Genomic DNA, 18709 nt, shown 5'->3' with positions numbered 1-18709 from the left:
TAAACATGAAACAGATATTTAAAAATATAAAAACTGCGGTTGTGCTTGCCTTGCTTTCGACCGTTTTTTTCTCCTGTAAAAAGTCTTTTCTGGAAGTAACTCCGAAAGGCAAGCTAATTGCGCAAACCGTATCAGATTATAATTTGCTGCTCAATAACCTGGACCTGATTAATCAAATCTCCTCAAATGCGCAGATCACTTTGGGCGATGAAATGGCTGCAATTGAACCTTATTACAGCGGAAAGACTTTAAGGACACAGCGCTTGTTCCGCTGGGACGATGTAGTTTATGAACCGAATGAAGATGCCGGCGAACTTTCTGCCCCATTGAAAAATATTTATACCTACAACAAAATTATTACCGAATTGCCCAATGCCACAGATGGAACCGAACTACAAAAATCGTCCATCAAGGCTGAAGCCATGGCAGGCAGGGCATGGACCTATTTTCTATTGATTAATTATTTCGGTAAGCCCTATAATGCCACGACATCTGCCAGCGATCCGGGTTTCCCGATTGTAACCGCACCCGATGTCACGCAAACAAAATTTACAAGGGCAAGCGTAAAAGAAGTGTATGATTTTATTATAAACGACCTGGTTAGTGCTATTCCTAACCTGCCTCAGAAAGTAAGCTCCCGCATCCGGATGTCGAGACCTGCGGCTGAAGGAATTTTAGGTAAGGTATATGTGTATATGGGTAAGTTTTCAGATGCGCTACCCCATTTAAATGCATCGATACAAGGTTTGACCAATGCATCCATCCCGGTAGGGCTTTATGATTATAATGTAACCTTTGCGCCAGGAGGACAATTTACGCCAATTGATGATTTCGGGGTTCCATATCCAAACCTGGATGGAATTCAGGAAAATATATATGGAAAACAGTGTTATAACGACGGACCTTTTGGAAATGCACTTGTACTCGATAAAAAGACAGTTGATTTGTATCAACCTTCAGATTTAAGGCTGAATTTTTATTCGTCAAATGCCGTCTTTGGTCCTGAATACCCTCAGGGTTTCCTCAGAAGGACCAGTCCTGGCACCATTCAATTTGGGGTGGTTATTCCGGATTTATACCTTCTAAGTGCAGAATGTAAGGCACGTACCAACGACTTGTCTGGCGCGAAAACGGATTTGGAATACCTGCGTATCAGAAGATTGCCGTCAGATAGCTACGAGGTACCGACTTCCATTGCCAATCAGCAGCTGCCCTTGTTGAAATATATCCTTGATGAGCGCATCAGAGAATTTTCAGCCATGGGTTACCGATGGTTTGACATGAGAAGGCTCTCTGTCGATCCACTCTTTAGTTCCAATGTCTATACCCACACATTATACTCGGCAACAGGTACGGTCAGTAACACATTTACCTTAAAGCCAAATCGTTTTACACTCCGTTTTCCTCAAAAGGTAATTAATGAGAATCCGGGTATGGAAAACAACCCATAAATGTAAACCATAATTTTTTCTAAATAATTCAAAAAACATGTTAAAAATACTAGTTACTGCAGTAATTGGCCTGGCTGCTTTTTCTGTAAACGCGCAAACCGGCTTTTCCATTAAAGGAAAAATTCCAGCTAAGTATGATGGTCAGAAAGTGATGCTGGAATATCGGACTGAAAAACAGGAAGTGAAAGATTCTGCTGTAGTCAAAAACGGTTCTTTCTCATTTAAAGGCAAAGTGAATGCTGTTGTAAAAGCATACCTCAATTTAAAACCGACCAAAGAAAACAAAGAAACGGCAAATAACGATGATTTCTATTCCAGAAATTATCAGACATTCTTTTTAGAAAACACCAATATCAGCATTGTAGGCAATCAAATCAGTAACGCCACCATTAAAGGCGGACCGGCACAATCGGATTACCTGCTTTTAAAATCTCAGTTAAAATCGCTGGAGGCAAAGCAGATGGTTTTGAATGAGCAAGTGATGCGCAGTTTCAGAAACAAAAAGGCGGATAGTACAGGTAAAGATGCGCCGAATGAATTTGCGCCGCAACTGGAGCGCTTGTATAGCGAAATTGGTAAGATCCAAAATGCCTTTATTCAGCAACATCCCGACTCTTATGTAAGTCTTGATTTGATTAATGAAAGGAATGACGGCGCGGTTGAACTGGAAAAGCTAAAGCGTGATTTGAAACGTTTGAGCTCCAGAATGAAAAACACGGCCATTGGCAAGAATTTACAGGTTAAATTGGCCATGGCCGAAAAAACCGGCATTGGGCAGCAGGCGTTGGATTTTACCCAGAACAATACTGAAGGAAAGCCCGTAACCCTATCTTCTTTAAGAGGGAAGTATGTTCTGGTCGATTTTTGGGCCAGCTGGTGTGCACCTTGCCGGGAAGAAAATCCAACAGTGTTAAAGGCTTACCAGAAATTTAAAGACAAGAATTTTGAAATTATTTCCATTTCCCTGGATGATAAAAAAGAGCCTTGGTTAAAAGCAATTGAAGCAGATGGCTTACCCTGGATCCAATTGAGTGATTTAAAAGGCTGGAAAAATTCGGTAGCCAGGTTGTATGGGGTAACCTCAGTTCCCCAAAACCTGCTTTTAGACCCGAATGGAAAGATTGTGGCCAAAAACCTTAGAGGTGAAGAACTACAAATGGAACTGGATAAAATCTTTAATTAAAGAAAACTGATGCTTAAGAATTGTCAATTAGTGGTCTTCGTTGCGCTGCTGTTTACGCAAACAGCTTTAGTGGCACAACCAAACCATCAATGGAAAACTGCTGCCTCCGGTAGTTATACCTACAAATATGTAACTGATGACCCCACGAAATCCCGCTTTTACACCCTAAAGAATGGACTCACTGTGGTCTTGTCACAAAATACACAGAATCCGGTTATTGAATTCAGGTTGGCCGTGAGGGCCGGTAGCAATACCGACCCCAAAAATACGACTGGTTTAGCACATTATCTTGAACATTTACTTTTTAAGGGTACCGATAAATTCGGTACCCTTAATTATGCCAAAGAAAAACCGCTTCTGGATGAAATAGAGAAGTTATTTGAACAGTACAGGCGAACCGTTGACCCGGTAAAACGGAAGGCGATGTATGCGAAAATTGACAAGATCTCAAATGAGGCCTCCAACTACGCAATTGCCAATGAATACGACCGGATGATGAAATCAATCGGTGGCAAAACCACCAATGCCCATACGCTCTATGAGGGAACAGATTATAACGAAGACTTTCCGTCTAATGCCGTAGATCAGTTCCTGGCTTTACAGGCAGAACGGTTCCGAAGCCCGGTATTCCGTCTTTTTCATACCGAGCTCGAGGCCGTATATGAAGAAAAGAACAGCCATTTAGACGATGACAATTCTAAGATGGATGAAAAAGTTTTAGCCGCATTGTTTCCTACCCATAATTATGGACAGCAAACCGTAATCGGCACCATAGCACATTTGAAAAACCCATCACTCGTCGACATCAGGGCATATTATAATCAATATTATGTCCCGAATAACATGGTCCTTGCCTTTGCCGGCGATTTCAATCCGGACGAAATGATTAGGAAAGTTGATCGTGCTTTTTCCTATATGAAGGCAAAACCACTGCAGTTGTACCATCCTGCGCCTGAAAAGCCATTGACTAAAGTTCAACAGATCGTTGTTTATGGTCCGAATAAGGAAAATGTTAAGATATCTTACAGGGGCTATGCTCAAAATACAAGGGAAAGCATGTTGCTTAAACTCATTTCCAGTATTATGTCAAACGACAAAGCTGGTCTTACGGACGTAAATTTGAACCAGCAGCAAAAGGTGCAAAGTTCGGGCGCAAATTATTATCAGATGAAAGATTATGGCGTGTTCAGTTTGTATGCAAGACCTAAACAAGGTCAAAGCCTGGAAGAGGCCCAAAAGCTATTGCTGGAGCAGATTGCACAACTTAAACAAGGTAATTTCGATGAAAGTCTGATCCAGGCAATTGTTGCCAATAACAAGCTGAATTCACTTTATGAATTTGACGATAACGGCATGCGTGTAAATGCAATTGTTAAGGAGTTCGTGTTAAACCGTTGCGAAAACTGGGATGAAACCTTAAGCATGCCGGAGGCAATGGATAGGATTACCAAAAAGGAAATCGTAGAATTTGCCAACAAATTCTTCAAAGACAATTATGTAGTCGCCTATAAACGCCAGGGTGAAGATAAAGAAACGGTTAAAGTTGAAAAGCCCATCATTACCCCAATCAACACCAATCCTTCAGCAATATCCACATTTGCAAAGCAGCTTTATGCAATGCCCCTGAAACCAATTGCGCCCAGGTTTTTAGATTATAAAAAAGATTTAAATTTATCAAAGGTGGGCATCGCTGATGTGGTGACCGTTCAAAATACAGAGAATAGCCTGTTTAGCTTGTCTTATAAATTTGATATTGGCAGCTGGAACCTGAAGCTATTGCCATATGCTGCGCAATACCTGGATTTTTTAAGTACGGACAAATATACTTCAGAAGAGATTAAGCGACAGTTTTATCAAATTGCCTGCGATTATAATTTCTCCGTTGAAAACGAAACGGCTTCCATTTCCATTAGCGGTTTACAGGAAAACTTTGATAAAGCCGTAAATCTGGTAGAATATATTTTCGCAAATTGTAAAGCCAATGAGCGGGCCTTGGCCGAACTTAAAAATGGGATCATCAAAGAACGGGAGAACAGCAAATTAAGCAAAGATGATATCTTAAGGGGTATCAGCATCTATGCACAGTATGGACCGAACAACCCATTTAACGATAAATTGAGCAATGAGGAGATACAAAATATTTCATCAACAGAACTGCTCTCGATGTTGCATCACTTTAGTAAATACAGGCATGCCATCACGTATTACGGGCCAAAGCCGCTGGCCGATTTTACAGATGATATTGGAAAGCTTCATCATTTGCCCGATCAGTTCGTAGCAGATCCACCGGTTAAAAAATTTACGTATACCATAGCAGCTAAAAATCAGGTTTATTTTGCGCCATACGATATGGTACAGGCAGAGGTATGTTGGGTGCGCAATAATGGCGGGCCTTATGATCCCGCTCAAGCCGCAAAGATTAATTTATTTAACAGTTATTTCGGTCAGGGTATGAGTTCAGTAGTGTTTCAAACCATCAGGGGCTCAAAAGCTTTGGCTTATTCTACCGGTGCCCTATATTCTTCGCCTAAGAAAAAAGCTAAAGAATATTCTATGTTTGCCTACCTCACCTGCCAGGCCGATAAAATGGGTTATGCCATCAATAGCATGAACGAATTGCTGAACAATTTGCCGAAAGAAGATCACACTTTTGAAGTTGCTAAAACGAATGCCATAAATACGATAGCGACTGACCGGATTAGTAAAGAGGGAATCATACAAGCATATTTTAAGGATAAGCAATTGGGCATTGACTACGATTCGAGGATAGATGAATATGCAGGTTTAAAAGCTTTAAACTTCTCAGCTATTAAGGTATTCCATGAGCAAAAGGTGGCAAACAAACCTTATTACTACTGTATAATTGCCTCGGAAAAAGATGTAAAAATGGAAGAGATGCAAAAAACCGGCCCGGTAACGAAACTAAGCCTCAAACAGATTTTTGGCTATTAATAATCATGCCCATGAAATTCAAATTACTATTGCTGGCGGGCCTGCAAATTACATGTTTAAGCTTAATGGCCCAAAACACTTATCAGTGGAAAACGGCAACTTCCGGTGGCTATTCGTATAAGTATGTCACCAATGATCCAACCAAATCACGCTTTTATACCTTAAGGAACGGCCTTACCGTTGTGCTGTCACAAAATACCAAAGCACCAGTCATTGAATTCAGGCTGGCTGTGAGGGCCGGAAGTAATACAGATCCAAAAAACGCCACCGGCCTTGCGCATTACCTGGAACACATGCTCTTTAAAGGTACAGACAAATATGGTACCCTGAATTATGCCAGAGAAAAACCTTTGCTGAATAAGATAGAAGCTTTATATGAGGAATATCATGAAACAACAGATCCGGTAAAACGAAAGGAAATCTATGCAGAAATTGACAGGGTCTCTGGTGAGGCCTCAAACTACGCTATTGCCGGCGAGTACGATAAGGTGATGAAATCCATAGGTGGAAAGTCTTCCAACGCATATACCTGGTATGAAGAAACCGTGTATAAAGAGGACTTTCCTTCCAATGCCATCGATCAGTTCCTGGCTTTGCAGGCGGAGCGTTTCCGCAATCCGGTATTCCGCCTTTTTCATACGGAGCTGGAAGCCGTATATGAAGAGAAAAACCGGGGTTTAGACGATGATGACCGGAAAGTAGATGAGCAATCCTTCGCGAAACTGTTTCCCACGCATAATTATGGACAGCAAACGACTATAGGCACCATAGCACATTTGAAAAACCCATCCTTGGTAGAGATCAGGAAATACTATAACAGGTATTATGTTCCAAACAATATGCTATTGGTTTTTGCAGGTGATTTCGACTCGGATGAATTGATTAAAAAGATCGACCGATCATTCGCCTATATGAAGCCTGAACCGTTAGATTTTTACAATCCCGCACCCGAGAAAACAAGAACGAAAATTGAAAAGATTGATGTATATGGTCCAAGTTCGCCCAGAGTAAGGATCTCCTATCGCGGTGGCGCACAGTCTACAATGGAAAGTAGAATGCTGTCTTTGATTTCAAGTATTCTTTTTAACGAAAAGGCTGGACTGGGTGACATCAATCTTAATCAGCAGCAAAAAGTTCAATACGCTGGTGGTGCTTATCAGCAAATGAAAGACTATGGGGTTTTCCAATTATTTGTGCAGCCTAAACAAGGACAAACGTTAGACCAGGCCCGTCAGTTATTGTTGGAGCAAATTAATCTGCTTAAAAAAGGCCATTTTGATGAAAGCTTAATCAAAGCCACGGTAGCCAATCAAAAATTGAACCTGTTAAAAGAATCTGGCGAAAACCGATCCCGGGTGAATGCAATTGTACGTGAGTTCATCTTAAATCGTGGCATAAACTGGGATAAAACATTAAACGCCCCGGATGCCATGAGCAGAATTACCAAAAAGCAGGTTACAGATTTTGCAAATCAATTTTTTAAGGATAATTACGTAGTTACCTATAAGCATCAGGGCGCAGATAAAGCCATTATAAAAGTAGAAAAGCCAATCATCACCCCAATAAATACCAATGCACTGGCGACTTCTGAATTTGCGAAGGCACTTTTTGCCATGCCTGTTAAGCCCATCCTGCCTGAATTTCTGGATTATAAAAAGGATCTTAATTTTGGCAAAGAAGGGATTGCTGATGTGGTAACTGTGCAAAATAAAAACAATGGTATTTTTAGTGTAACCTACAGGTTTGATATTGGGAGCTGGAATTTACCATTGTTGACTTATGCCGCGCAATACCTGCCATTCCTAAACACAGAAGAGTACAGTGCAGAAGAGATCAAAAAGCAATTTTACAATATTGCCTGTAACTACAACTTCAGTATAGGAGCTGAAACCACTTCCATTACCATCAGTGGCCTGCAGGAGAACTTTGCCCAGGCGGTAAGTTTGGTTGAGCAAATTTTTGCCGGCTGTAAAGCCAACGAGGGGGCATTGGCAGACTTGAAAAATGCAATATTACAAGATAGAGAAAACAGCAAAACTGACAAAGATTATATTAAGGTCGGGCTGGAAAGCTATGCCCTGTATGGGGCTAAAAATCCGTTCAATAATAACATAAGCAACAATGAGGTTAAAGAAATTACTTCAGCGCAATTGCTTTCACTGCTCCACAATTTAACTAAGTATAAGCACATGATTGCCTATTATGGTCCGGAAACAATGGCTGAGTTTACGTCAGGTATCAGCAAACTTCATCATTTGCCAAAAGCATTTATTCCCAAACCTGCAGCCAAAGAATATATCCCTGTTCCGACTGATTCGAATGAAGTTTACTTTTTTGACTACGATATGGTGCAAGCTGAAGTCTCCTGGGTGCGTAACACTGAAACCTACGAGCCGAAATTGGCACCGAAGATTGCCTTATTTAATAGTTACTTTGGTGATGGAATGGGATCCGTCGTCTTCCAGTCCATCCGGGAATCTAAAGGTCTGGCCTATTCTACCGAGGCATTTTACCTTTCCGCCAACCAAAAAGACAGGTTGAATGTAATGACTGCCTACGTGGGAAGCCAGGCAGATAAGATGAACGAGGCTGTAAAAAGTATGAACGGTTTGCTGAACAATCTACCCGAAGTAAACAAATCTTTCGAAGTTTCTAAAAGCAATGCATTGAACGGACTGGAAACCAACAGGATTATCGGTGAACGCATTATATCTGCCTATTTTTCCGATCTAAAACGAGGTTTGGACCATGATTCCAGGATCGACTTATATGAAGGCGTTAAGCAGCTGAATTTTGCAGATATCAAAGCTTTTCATAAAGACCATGTAGCTGGAAGGTCTTATAAGTATTGTATTATTGCTTCAGCGAAAAATGTAAAAACAGAAGATTTGAGTCAATTTGGCAGGGTGAGTAAATTAAGTCTGGAGCAGATTTTTGGGTATTAGACTTAATTCTGTTTCTCGACGGTCATTCATTATAATTGTTTGTATTTGCATATGAAGGTGAACGGACCACTGTTGTCAGAACATATTGTATTATTCGGTTAATACCTAACACACCATATCAATCACAAAATAATTTGACTCCTGGAAAATCAATGAAGAGTGTGTTTCCCGCATTATTCAGAAAGTTTTTACAGGCTATCTTACAATGCGTAACTTAAAAAAGTATTGACAGCTATTGATTTTTAGCTAAAAAAACAGGATTTATCATTTGGAAGTGATACATCCTGTTTGTGTCATCTGCAAACATTCCATTGCTTCTTTAAAATTTAGTCACTTCCGTTTCAAAACTCCATCAAAGTTTGCTGTGTATTCATTTAATAATACATCGAAAAAGCGGTTAGATTTCTGTAGATATTTCTTTCTATTCAGTATGCCACAATTCTTTTAAGATAGCCTTGTTCTTACAATCTTCGAATACGCTCACCTATTGTTGCTATAAATTTATGGCGCTTAAAAGAAATTTCGTTATTGATTAATGAAGCATCATGCTGTAAGCATTTTAAAATTTCTATATCAATCTGGTCTAATCCCGTCGCATCATATTGTTATTGACTAAATCGTAAAAAAATACAGTATGCTTTTAAAAAACACTGTCTTACTGAATTAATCATTATAAATATTTAAAAAAAGCTAAAATTTTACGGTAAAAACTAACTTGATTGATTTGAAAAATTATAATATAGAATTTTACCGAAATTAAGTCATAGTAATTCACATTAAATCTGAATTTAAAACAGGGCATGAAAACATTAACAGGAAAAACGCTGCTGGCTGATATAGAGGGGAAATTTGAGCATTTATCGCTTCTGGTTGGCAATACGCCAATGCTCGAACTAACTTATTCCTACAAAGGCAATAAGAGCAAAATTTACGTCAAATGTGAACACTATAACTTAACCGGAAGCATTAAAGACAGAATGGCCTTATATACCTTAAAGAAAGCGTACGCCCAGGCCAGGATAAACGTTGGTGACAGAATTGTGGAAGCTACTAGCGGGAATACCGGAATTGCATTTGCTGCTATTGGTAAGGCACTGGGTCATCCTGTTACGATCATAATGCCAGATTGGTTGAGCAGGGAGCGGATGGATATCATCAAAAGTTTAGGCGCGCAAATTATTCTTGTCAGCAAGGAAGAAGGTGGCTTTATAGGCAGTATCAAGCTTGCAGAATTAATGGCAGCAAATCATCCAAACATTTTTTTACCCCAACAGTTTGAGAATACCGCTAACCCGGAAGCACATGAGCTTACCACAGGAAAAGAAATCTGGGAACAGCTGCGTTTAAAAAATATTACCCCTCAGGCTTTTGTAGCTGGAGTAGGTACTGGTGGGACTATAATGGGAGTAGGTAATTTCCTGAAACAACAAAATCCAGACATCAAGGTACATCCCCTGGAGCCAGCAGAATCACCAACATTAACGACAGGCTACAAAGTGGGCAGCCACAGGATACAAGGGATCTCAGACGAGTTCATACCGGACATTGTTAAACTCGGCGAACTGGATGAAGTTGTACAGGTAAATGACGGCGATGCGATCCTAATGGCACAGAAATTAGCCGAAAAATTAGGCCTGGCAGTAGGCATATCATCTGGGGCTAATGTTATCGGCGCCATAAAACAACAACAGAAAATGGGGATAGAAAACTGTGTGGTAACTATTTTCTCTGACAGCAACAAAAAATATTTAAGCACTGACTTAATGAAAGTGGAACCGGTTAAAGAAGGATACCTGACACCAGAAATAGATTTTATCGATTACAAGGCCTTTAGCAGGCTATAATAAACATCACTAACACAAACCAACCAAACATGAAAAAAATCATTTTTTTACTCTCCGTTCTATGCCTGATTAAGGTCAGTGCATATAGCCAGATCCTGAAACCGGTAACATGGAGTTATGCAGCAAAAAAAACAGGGCCAAATACGGCTACTGTATTCATCAAAGCCAACATAGATCAGGGCTGGCACCTATATTCGCAGTTTGTTAAGGAAGGCGGGCCGGTTAAAACAACTTTTACTTTTCCCTCATCGATGGCTTATGTGCTGATTGGAAGCACAGCCGAACCAAAAGCGGTTTCTAAATACGAATCTACCTTTAAAATGAACGTAAGTTATTTTGAAAAGTCGGCCATATTTCAGCAAAAGTTAAAACTGAAAGGTAAAAGTGCAACCGTGAAGGGCAGTATAGAATTTATGGTGTGCAATGATAAACAATGCTTGCCACCGGAGCAGATAGACTTCAGTATTTTAGTGAACTAATCATTATAACGCATATGATATACATCAAAAAAATATGCTTTGGTTGTCTGTTGTTTTGTGCAATATCCTTAAGTGGCAATGCACAGGAACACACTGATACTGATGATCTCAATTTTACGGAGATCAGGCAAGAAACTGACAGCAGCTCATTCAAAACTGCCCCGAACACTATAAAAGCGGCCGAACGTACAGATACTAACAAACCTGTTTCTGTGCCAAAGCAGGAAAATAAAACATTATTGGGGATTTTTATCTCCGGCTTTCTGGGTGGTATGGCAGCTTTGCTAATGCCATGCATCTTTCCTATGCTTCCTCTAACAGTTAGTTTTTTTACAAAAGGCTCCGAAAAAGGCAGGGCTTTCAGACGGGCAGCACTTTATGGAATTTTCATTATACTTATTTATGTGGTGCTTGGATTGCTGGTCACTGTGGTTTTTGGTGCCGATGCATTGAACAGCTTATCAACGAATGGCATATTTAACTTCTTTTTTTTCCTTTTGCTGGTTATTTTTGCAGCTTCCTTTTTTGGGGCTTTCGAAATTACCCTGCCTTCTAACTGGGTAAATAAAATGGATGCCAATTCTGATAAAGGTGGGATGGCAGGTCTGTTTTTCATGGCTGGAACTCTGGCACTGGTATCTTTTTCCTGTACCGGCCCCATCATTGGCACTTTATTGGTCCAGGCAGCTACTACGGGTGCTCTCTTAGGCCCCGCAATTGGGATGTTTGGTTTTTCGTTAGCACTTGCTATTCCCTTTGCCTTATTTGCATTATTCCCCTCCGCCATGAACAAATTACCTAAATCTGGCGGGTGGTTAAATAGTGTGAAGGTGGTACTGGGCTTTCTGGAGCTAGCCTTTGCACTTAAATTCCTGAGCAATGTAGATTTAGCGTACCATTGGGAATGGTTTGACAGGGAAATATTTTTGGGTTTATGGATTGTAATTTTTGGGATGATGGGGATTTATCTGCTCGGCAAACTAAGATTTTCGCATGACAGCCCGCTGGCATTTATCTCCGTACCCAGGCTTTTCCTGTCAATTGTAGTATTGGCTTTCACGGTTTACCTCATCCCGGGAATGTGGGGTGCACCACTACGAAGCGTTTCAGCATTCCTGCCGCCTCAGGAAACCCAGGACTTCGACCTCTACACCACAGGATTATTGGCAGGAAAACAGCCGGCAACAAATGATGGCCCTCATAAATATGCTGATAAATTCCACGCCCCGTTAAAGCTGAATGCATATTTCGATTACAAGGAAGGACTAGCTGCTGCAAAAAAACTGAACAAGCCCTTGCTGATCGATTTTACCGGACATGCCTGCGTAAACTGCCGAAAAATGGAGGCTAACGTTTGGCCGGACAAAGATATTTATAATATGCTTAGCAATGATTATGTACTGATCCAGCTGTATGTAGATGATAAATCAGAAGTAGATCCAGCAGATATAGTCGTTACCCCGGAAGGCAGGAAACTGAATACGATTGGCAAAAAATGGAGCGACCTTCAGGCAAGAAAGTTCAAGTCCAATTCACAGCCATTTTATGTGCTGCTTAACCCAAGATCAGAAGAGATTTTAATTCAGCCTCAAGGTGCAGATTACGAAATAGCCCACTATAAAAAATTTCTGGAAAATGGCTTAAAGGCGTATAACAGATAAAAACACTGGTGTTGTAGCAATCATCAATATCTTATTCTTCAATAATTTTTCAAAATTTACTATCGCTTCAAAATCTTCATACAAGTTCGATTTCTAGCGGATTACTCTACTGCTTGGAAGCTCATCGAAAGATGGGCTTTTTTGTTTAGAGGGAAGTAGTTTTGCACACGCGGCACGCGTGCGCCAGCGAAGGGCAGATTACGAAATAGCCCACTATAAAAAATTTCTGGAAAATGGCTTAAAGGCGTATAACAGATAAAAACACTGGTGTTGTAGCAATCATCAATATCTTGTTCTTCAATAATTTTTCAAAATTTACTATCGCTTCAAAATCTTCATACAAGTTCGATTTCTAGCGGTTTAACTCTACTAATTGGAAGCTCATCGAAAGATGAGCTTTTTTTGTTTAGAGGGAAGTAGTTTTGCACACGCGGCACGCGTGCGCCAGCGAAGGTCTATGATCCCATCCCCAACTTCGAATGCAGATAACCAAGAATCTCCTCAAGAAAACACTTAATATTTGAGGCTTTTAAATGATGTTAAAGTGTATAAACCCCTCTAGCGCACGCGTGCCGCGTGTGCTTTCCAACTCACCTCCACTCCCGGCAATCCAAATACATCATACTCTTCAAAATTTGTTGCGCAGAAGCCATTTCGCTCTCTAAAACACCAAGTTGATGCAAACCGCATAATTTAAGTTTCGCTAAACACCTGATTTCAAGCACGCCAGCATAAGGATTAGCTGCTTTACCTTTGAAATTGATTTTCAATTCGTTAAGCAAACGCCATAGTTTATGTTTGATGATGGCAAAAAGTGTCAATAAAGCATTTTTCATATTAATTGAGTAAACCTAAGATCAGTAGATTATAAACCTAAATAGCTTGCAATGATCACTAAACATATATAATACTGCCGTAAGATCAAAAAATGGCAGTATGGTTATTAAAATTAATTATCAATACTTTGCCTCATAATAGAGATATTTATATAGTCATGTTAATCAATAACTTATTTGGTACTTTCCTTCCCTTTCTTTTGTAAACATTCCAGTGCATTTGCAACATATACCAAAGGCGCATTCCAATTAATGGCTATTTCATTACTGGCATAAGAAGCCACATTATCCAGGTAAGACAATTCCGGTTCTGCAGATTCATATTTTAGTCCATCCTGCTTTTCCGGATTGGGGCCACCAACCAACATCCCTGGAACCGGATCAGCCACACCATCAGCAAAAGAAATCCGGTGATGTGGGTTCATGGGTGAATAGGTACCAATACCGGTAACAAAAGAATAACCGGTTGCATTTCTTCCCAGGATATAATCCAGGTTTCCAGCGGCGGCATTCAGATAATCTTTATTTTGGGTGAATAAGTAAGCATTAATGAGCAAAACAGACTGGTTCATGGCAACCGAGTTACTTCCCCATACAAAATCCGATCGTGAACTGCCCATTACTGAGCCATAGGCACTTGTCTTGCCTTCCAGCAAATAGCGGTCTGCAATAGAAAGTACCTTTTTCTTCAATATACTGGTGATGCTGCTGTAACTTACAGGAAGTTTATCATGACACCTGATCAGTGAATAATACCCTAAAATACCTACGGAACTCCAGCTGGGTAAATTTACTTTTGCATTCAGGCGCGCAAAGAAAGCCTCATAATATGGCGACTCACCGGTAGTGGCCAGGAGTTCAGCCGCAGCCCAGCTCCATTCATCTTCAAAATCCTTGTCGCCATAAGCACCTGTAGTAACTTTCAGATCAGTTGTCTTGTTCACCAGCTCCTGATCATAAGGCAGATTTGGATTTTTAAGTGCCCATTTCCAGGCTAGAATTGCGGCAGCGCGACAACTGTCGGCCAGGCCGGGGTACTGTTCAGGAAAATCCCTTAAAATCCGGGATGCCTGAGCGGCAACCGCAGCAAGGTTCAATGTTGCGGCAGTACCTTTTGCCACCACATATCTGGGTGCCAAAGCCTGCGCAGGCATAACCATCGCATCGAAACTGAGATTTGTACACTTATTGTATACACCACCATCATGTGGATCCTGCATTTTCAGCATCCAGCGTAAATTGTAAATGGCCTCGGTTAATATATCCGGCACCCTGTTCTTCGCATCTGGAAGCCTTGTTTTCAGCTTCAGGAAATAGTCAGGAAAGTCCTCGTAAGCGGATAGTAAGGTAGCAGTAGAAATCCCGCTGTTGACGATATACTTATTATAGTCGCCCGCATCATACCAGCCGCCCGCCACATTAATCCGGCTTCCGGCTACCCTGTTTTTAGTGGCCGCAGATGGATGAATCAATACTGCGGTATCCGGATGTCCGGATGCGCGATACCATTTCCCGGCATAATCTTTATCCAGGGCCGAAGAAGCCCGTTGGTAATAGAAAGCTTTCAAGCCAGCCAAAGCGAGATCCTGATGCACACTGTCGGCGATCCTGAAAACCGGAGAGTCACCTACACCTGGAACCCGGATCAAATAGTTTCCGGGCTGCTGGAAACTGCTAAAACCGGCAATCCTGGTCTTTATTCCGGAATAGCCGGTGCTTTTTAACCCGGAGAGCGACCCGGTATAGACCGGCTTTCCCGCCGGCATGGCAATCAGTTCAAAACCATCGCCCGCAGCAGCTTCGATAATGACAGCCCTTTTATCCAGACCTGGATAAAAACCTGACTGATCTACAAGGATTCCCTGATGCCCGGCCTTTTGGGCCTGCGCTTCGGTTAACCCCATACTGATCAGCATGAGCAGCACAATATAAATTTTCATAGGCTTATAAATATTTCTCATAATCGGCCTGGCTAATCACTTTAAGACTAACATCATCAACGAACATGGTACCCGATACATAACCCAAAGCAAACAAGAGTTTGATACCCGTAGTACCTGGCGGAACAATATATGCACGTTCATAAAGCTTCCAATCCTGATCGCCGGTAACTGAAGTAATATTAATCCCTTCCCCGATTTTGGCTTCGCCCTTTCCCAGCATTTCAAAAAGGAAGAGTGCACCATTCCAGTCTTCCTTTCCGGTACTTACACCATCTGCTTTGATCCTGGCAGACATCAAAATATACGGTGCATTTTTAGGCAGCGCAACAATTTGATGCATGCCCGTCCATTTAGAAGGATCGCCGGAGAATAAAGCAGCACTCATTTTTCCGGTACTGAAAATATAGGGTGTAGCTTTTGCAGAATAGTCTACCCATCCGCTCAGTTCATCTTCAAAGCCCCCATTTGTCACCAGGTTTTTTTGTGCCATGCTGGTGTAATTCACGGTTAGCATCAGGATCCCAACAGCTGCATATTTTATTATATTCATGACTATAAATTTTATTTTAATAGACTAAAGAAGGGGCTGTTTCATAAATCAATTTATCATTGAACTTGTACCGAATCTTCGGAAAGCTCAACGTGACAGGTTCAGGATGACATTTTGTATTTATGAGACAGCCTCTTTTTCATCAGATTATTTTTGACAGCAAGAATTAATATACACCGATATCATCCAGGAAGATCGTTTCCGGCGCATTACCACTCAACTCCTGAAAGCCAATCCAGTTGAGGCTGGTTGGTTTACCTGGCTGGCTGGCATTTTGGAAACGCTCCAAAGGCACTACATAGGTTGTCCATTTACCGGCATGTAATACAATGCTGACCTGACGGTTGTCGAAATCATTCAATCCGATCTTTACCACCTTGCCTTCGGTTCCGGTTGTTCCATATATCGAGAATTTAACATAAGTTTTATCGCTCAGGTCTACAGGATCATTGCTACCCACAGCATATCCGGCATAATTACCGGTGTACGTAAGTTTGATGGCATGGCTGCCCCTTTTAACCATCTCTGTGTTACTTACATCTCCACTGGCACCGCCAAAATTGAAATCGTAACCTGCTGTGATCTGATCGTCGTAAAACAAGTGTTTAAATCCAAATGGCAATAATATCGGCACTGCCGTTCCATCATAAGATACATACGGACCAGTACTGGTTCCTCCCGGGGTAGTTACACTTACCGCACCAAGGCCACCGTTAGGTACGGTTACCTTTAGTTCTGTACTTTTCGAGGAAACTATCCTCGCTTCAACCGTCCCAAATTTAACACTGGATACCTGATCGAAACGTAAGCCGGTAATGGTTAACTCATCGCCTGCATTTCCGGCAAACTGGCTTAAGTCAGTAATTACCGGAGGTGGTTGTTTGATGCTAAAATCAAAACTTACCGTTCCAGATGCATTAGTCAGCACCAATTTACCGGTTTGATTGATCCAGGAAGCTGTGGCAGGAATCATCACCACGATACTGTTATCGCTGAACAGGGCAGTATTCAAATAGGCTGATATGCCATTAAATTCCACTTTGTTTGTACTCTTCAGGTTTGCACCTTCAATTACATAAGTCACGCCGACATCACCTGAGGTGACTGTAGAATCTAAAGCCGTTGGTTGAGCCACTCCAGGCTTCACCAGGGTGCGCACCCTGGTGATAGCGGGCATGCCTTGCCCCTCTACCTCCTTTTTGCAGGAGGCGATAAATATCAACATGAAAAATAGTCCTGTCAGAGAAATGACTATAGGGTTTTTATATATGATTTTCATAATAACTATTTAAAATTGTAAGGTACCGGTGGCAATAATAATTTAGGATTAAGGGTAGATTCTGTTGTAGGGTATGGCAAACGGAAATTGGCATCAGTGGGCGTATATTTTTGTCCCCAGATGACTACAGGCGTAGTATTGCTGTAAATGCCCCTTTCCTGGTTGGCAATAATGGCGATGGCCTTAGGATGGGAAGTGACATTAAACCCGTCTAACCTGCCCAGATCAAACCAATAATCAGCCTCAAATACAAATTCCATACGGCGTTCCTGATAGATATCCATAATGGAAATAGAGGTTTTAGGAATCAGCCCGGCCCGTTGTCTGATTTTATTAAAGGGCACCAGTGCTGCAGCATCTGATGTACTTTGCGCACCAGCAAGAACGGCTTCCGCTTCAATCAGAAGCACATCTGCATAACGCATCAGATAAGTATTATTCGCTGTTGAAAACGAAGCACCTTTACCGCCATTGTCTGCCGGAGTGCCTACCACATACTTTTTGATAAATGCAGGCATTCCCTGTGCAACTGCTCCCGCCGGTAAGGTGTAACCGCCTTTGGCCTGGTTAATTTCAGGGTAAACATCACCCTGCATCATCACCGTAGGTTTTCTTCTTAAATCACCCGGCTCAAAAGCTGTTAGCAAATCAATGGATGGCGTTACGCTGCCATATCCATCTCCGGTACCCGTAATTTCAGAGTTATAGGCCAGGAAAGATTGTAAGGCATTCCCATGTCCGTAGGCAGATCCGCCCAGCCATTGTATAGCAGCGATACTTTCTTCATTGTTGTTATTGGCTGTTTTAAATAAGTCAGCATAGGTCTTCCCGGAAACATCGATCCCGTACAATTTGAACTCTCCGCTATTGATGACCTGTTCTGCTTTCAAACGGGCATTCGGATAATCACGCATGTACAGATAAACTTTGGCTAAAAGTGCAGACGCAGATCCGCTGGATACCTTACCCTGAGAAACAGATCCGGTTCTGATCATTTTGTCGCAGTTCACTTCGGCAAACTTCAGGTCATTGATGATAAAGGTATACACATCGGTTACCGGATTGGTATTGATCTGATAGTTGCTGACATGGTCCAGGCTATTTTCTATAATCGGCACATTTCCCCAGGTTCTCACCAGATAGAAATAAGCCATGGCCCGCATAAACCGGGCCTCCCCAATGGCATTATTCACTACGGCAGTTGGTACACTGGCCGGAACTTTAGATTTCAGATTGTTGATGAGTGCATTGGATTGGGCCACTACACTGAACAGGGAATTCCAGGCCGACAACAATTGGGTATTGTCGCCCGTTACCGAGAAGTTTCCAAAATTGATCACATCCGGAGAATAGGTATGCGCATTGCCGCTCAACAACTCGGAGATACACCAGGATGCTTTTGCATTCCAGTCAAACCACGGGGAGTTGTACAAAGCAATCGTGCTGGCCTGTACCTGCTCGGTATTCTGATAAAAATTATCCGCACTAAGCGCATCCTGCGGCGGAATATTAAAAAAGTCCTTTTTACAGCTACTGCTAATGGTGGCTATGAAGACTAATATATATAGGAGATATGATTTCATTTT

At 41.6% G+C, this 18709-nt stretch carries 13 protein-coding genes; 7 read left to right on the top strand and 6 right to left on the bottom strand.

Annotation, left to right across the window (positions count from 1 at the left end; all coding sequences use genetic code 11):
• Nucleotides 1–5: 5 nt before the first annotated feature.
• From CBW18_RS20340 to CBW18_RS20325, 4 genes are read left to right on the top strand one after another with little or no spacing between them, the layout of a single operon-like run.
• Nucleotides 6–1451 carry a RagB/SusD family nutrient uptake outer membrane protein gene (locus CBW18_RS20340; RefSeq protein WP_088303204.1) on the top strand — a complete coding sequence of 482 codons (1446 nt, stop codon included), beginning with the start codon at nucleotides 6–8 and terminating at the stop codon, nucleotides 1449–1451.
• Nucleotides 1452–1488: 37 nt separating this feature from the next.
• Entirely contained in the window at nucleotides 1489–2634 is a 1146-nt protein-coding gene (locus CBW18_RS20335; protein ID WP_088303203.1) for a TlpA disulfide reductase family protein, read from the top strand.
• Nucleotides 2635–2643: 9 nt separating this feature from the next.
• Nucleotides 2644–5586 carry a pitrilysin family protein gene (locus CBW18_RS20330; RefSeq protein WP_088303202.1) on the top strand — a complete coding sequence of 981 codons (2943 nt, stop codon included), beginning with the start codon at nucleotides 2644–2646 and terminating at the stop codon, nucleotides 5584–5586.
• Between the two features lie 11 nt (nucleotides 5587–5597).
• Nucleotides 5598–8531: a pitrilysin family protein gene (locus tag CBW18_RS20325; protein WP_088303201.1), complete on the top strand. Its 2934-nt coding sequence runs from the start codon at nucleotides 5598–5600 to the stop codon at nucleotides 8529–8531.
• Nucleotides 8532–8992: 461 nt separating this feature from the next.
• On the opposite strand, the gene CBW18_RS21915 is transcribed toward CBW18_RS20325, so the two are convergent.
• The gene (locus CBW18_RS21915) at nucleotides 8993–9064 is read right to left on the bottom strand and encodes a hypothetical protein (RefSeq protein ID WP_371567012.1); all 72 of its coding nucleotides are present in this window, start codon (nucleotides 9062–9064) and stop codon (nucleotides 8993–8995) included.
• A 267-nt stretch (nucleotides 9065–9331) separates the two neighbouring features.
• On the opposite strand from CBW18_RS21915, the gene CBW18_RS20320 reads away from it, so the two are divergent.
• Genes CBW18_RS20320 through CBW18_RS20310 form a run of 3 tightly spaced genes read left to right on the top strand, consistent with a single transcriptional unit; the run spans nucleotide 9332 to nucleotide 12515 of the window.
• Complete coding sequence (locus tag CBW18_RS20320) at nucleotides 9332–10375, top strand: PLP-dependent cysteine synthase family protein (RefSeq protein ID WP_088303200.1); 1044 nt, start codon at nucleotides 9332–9334, stop codon at nucleotides 10373–10375.
• A 29-nt stretch (nucleotides 10376–10404) separates the two neighbouring features.
• Nucleotides 10405–10854, top strand: a complete 450-nt coding sequence (locus CBW18_RS20315) for a protein-disulfide reductase DsbD domain-containing protein (protein WP_088303199.1) — start codon at nucleotides 10405–10407, stop codon at nucleotides 10852–10854.
• Nucleotides 10855–10868: 14 nt separating this feature from the next.
• The gene (locus tag CBW18_RS20310) at nucleotides 10869–12515 is read left to right on the top strand and encodes a protein-disulfide reductase DsbD (protein ID WP_088303198.1); all 1647 of its coding nucleotides are present in this window, start codon (nucleotides 10869–10871) and stop codon (nucleotides 12513–12515) included.
• A 590-nt stretch (nucleotides 12516–13105) separates the two neighbouring features.
• Here the strand turns inward: CBW18_RS20310 and CBW18_RS20305 are convergent.
• The 5 genes from CBW18_RS20305 to CBW18_RS20285 all read right to left on the bottom strand — a co-directional run bounded on the left by CBW18_RS20305 (nucleotide 13106) and on the right by CBW18_RS20285 (nucleotide 18706).
• Complete coding sequence (locus CBW18_RS20305; RefSeq protein ID WP_088303197.1) at nucleotides 13106–13351, bottom strand: hypothetical protein; 246 nt, start codon at nucleotides 13349–13351, stop codon at nucleotides 13106–13108.
• A 173-nt stretch (nucleotides 13352–13524) separates the two neighbouring features.
• Nucleotides 13525–15291, bottom strand: a complete 1767-nt coding sequence (locus CBW18_RS20300; protein WP_088303228.1) for a glycoside hydrolase family 9 protein — start codon at nucleotides 15289–15291, stop codon at nucleotides 13525–13527.
• 4 nt (nucleotides 15292–15295) lie between these two features.
• The gene (locus tag CBW18_RS20295) at nucleotides 15296–15844 is read right to left on the bottom strand and encodes a hypothetical protein (RefSeq protein WP_088303196.1); all 549 of its coding nucleotides are present in this window, start codon (nucleotides 15842–15844) and stop codon (nucleotides 15296–15298) included.
• A 166-nt stretch (nucleotides 15845–16010) separates the two neighbouring features.
• Nucleotides 16011–17123, bottom strand: a complete 1113-nt coding sequence (locus CBW18_RS20290; RefSeq protein WP_088303195.1) for an IPT/TIG domain-containing protein — start codon at nucleotides 17121–17123, stop codon at nucleotides 16011–16013.
• Between the two features lie 5 nt (nucleotides 17124–17128).
• Nucleotides 17129–18706, bottom strand: coding sequence for a RagB/SusD family nutrient uptake outer membrane protein (locus CBW18_RS20285; RefSeq protein WP_088303194.1), 1578 nt, complete (start codon nucleotides 18704–18706; stop codon nucleotides 17129–17131).
• Between the last annotated feature and the right edge of the window lie 3 nt (nucleotides 18707–18709).

The organism is Pedobacter sp. AJM (assembly GCF_002197755.1).
GTDB lineage: Bacteria > Bacteroidota > Bacteroidia > Sphingobacteriales > Sphingobacteriaceae > Pedobacter.
This window is presented reverse-complemented; position numbering and strand designations above follow the sequence as displayed.

Coding starts and splice junctions, on each gene's coding strand:
- CBW18_RS20310 (WP_088303198.1), top strand. CDS start 10,869: ATGATATACATCAAAAAAATATGCTTTGGTTGTCTGTTGTTTTGTGCA.
- CBW18_RS20335 (WP_088303203.1), top strand. CDS start 1,489: ATGTTAAAAATACTAGTTACTGCAGTAATTGGCCTGGCTGCTTTTTCT.
- CBW18_RS20325 (WP_088303201.1), top strand. CDS start 5,598: ATGAAATTCAAATTACTATTGCTGGCGGGCCTGCAAATTACATGTTTA.
- CBW18_RS20300 (WP_088303228.1), bottom strand. CDS start 15,291: ATGAAAATTTATATTGTGCTGCTCATGCTGATCAGTATGGGGTTAACC.
- CBW18_RS20340 (WP_088303204.1), top strand. CDS start 6: ATGAAACAGATATTTAAAAATATAAAAACTGCGGTTGTGCTTGCCTTG.
- CBW18_RS20305 (WP_088303197.1), bottom strand. CDS start 13,351: ATGAAAAATGCTTTATTGACACTTTTTGCCATCATCAAACATAAACTA.
- CBW18_RS20315 (WP_088303199.1), top strand. CDS start 10,405: ATGAAAAAAATCATTTTTTTACTCTCCGTTCTATGCCTGATTAAGGTC.
- CBW18_RS20295 (WP_088303196.1), bottom strand. CDS start 15,844: ATGAATATAATAAAATATGCAGCTGTTGGGATCCTGATGCTAACCGTG.
- CBW18_RS20285 (WP_088303194.1), bottom strand. CDS start 18,706: ATGAAATCATATCTCCTATATATATTAGTCTTCATAGCCACCATTAGC.
- CBW18_RS20330 (WP_088303202.1), top strand. CDS start 2,644: ATGCTTAAGAATTGTCAATTAGTGGTCTTCGTTGCGCTGCTGTTTACG.
- CBW18_RS20290 (WP_088303195.1), bottom strand. CDS start 17,123: ATGAAAATCATATATAAAAACCCTATAGTCATTTCTCTGACAGGACTA.
- CBW18_RS20320 (WP_088303200.1), top strand. CDS start 9,332: ATGAAAACATTAACAGGAAAAACGCTGCTGGCTGATATAGAGGGGAAA.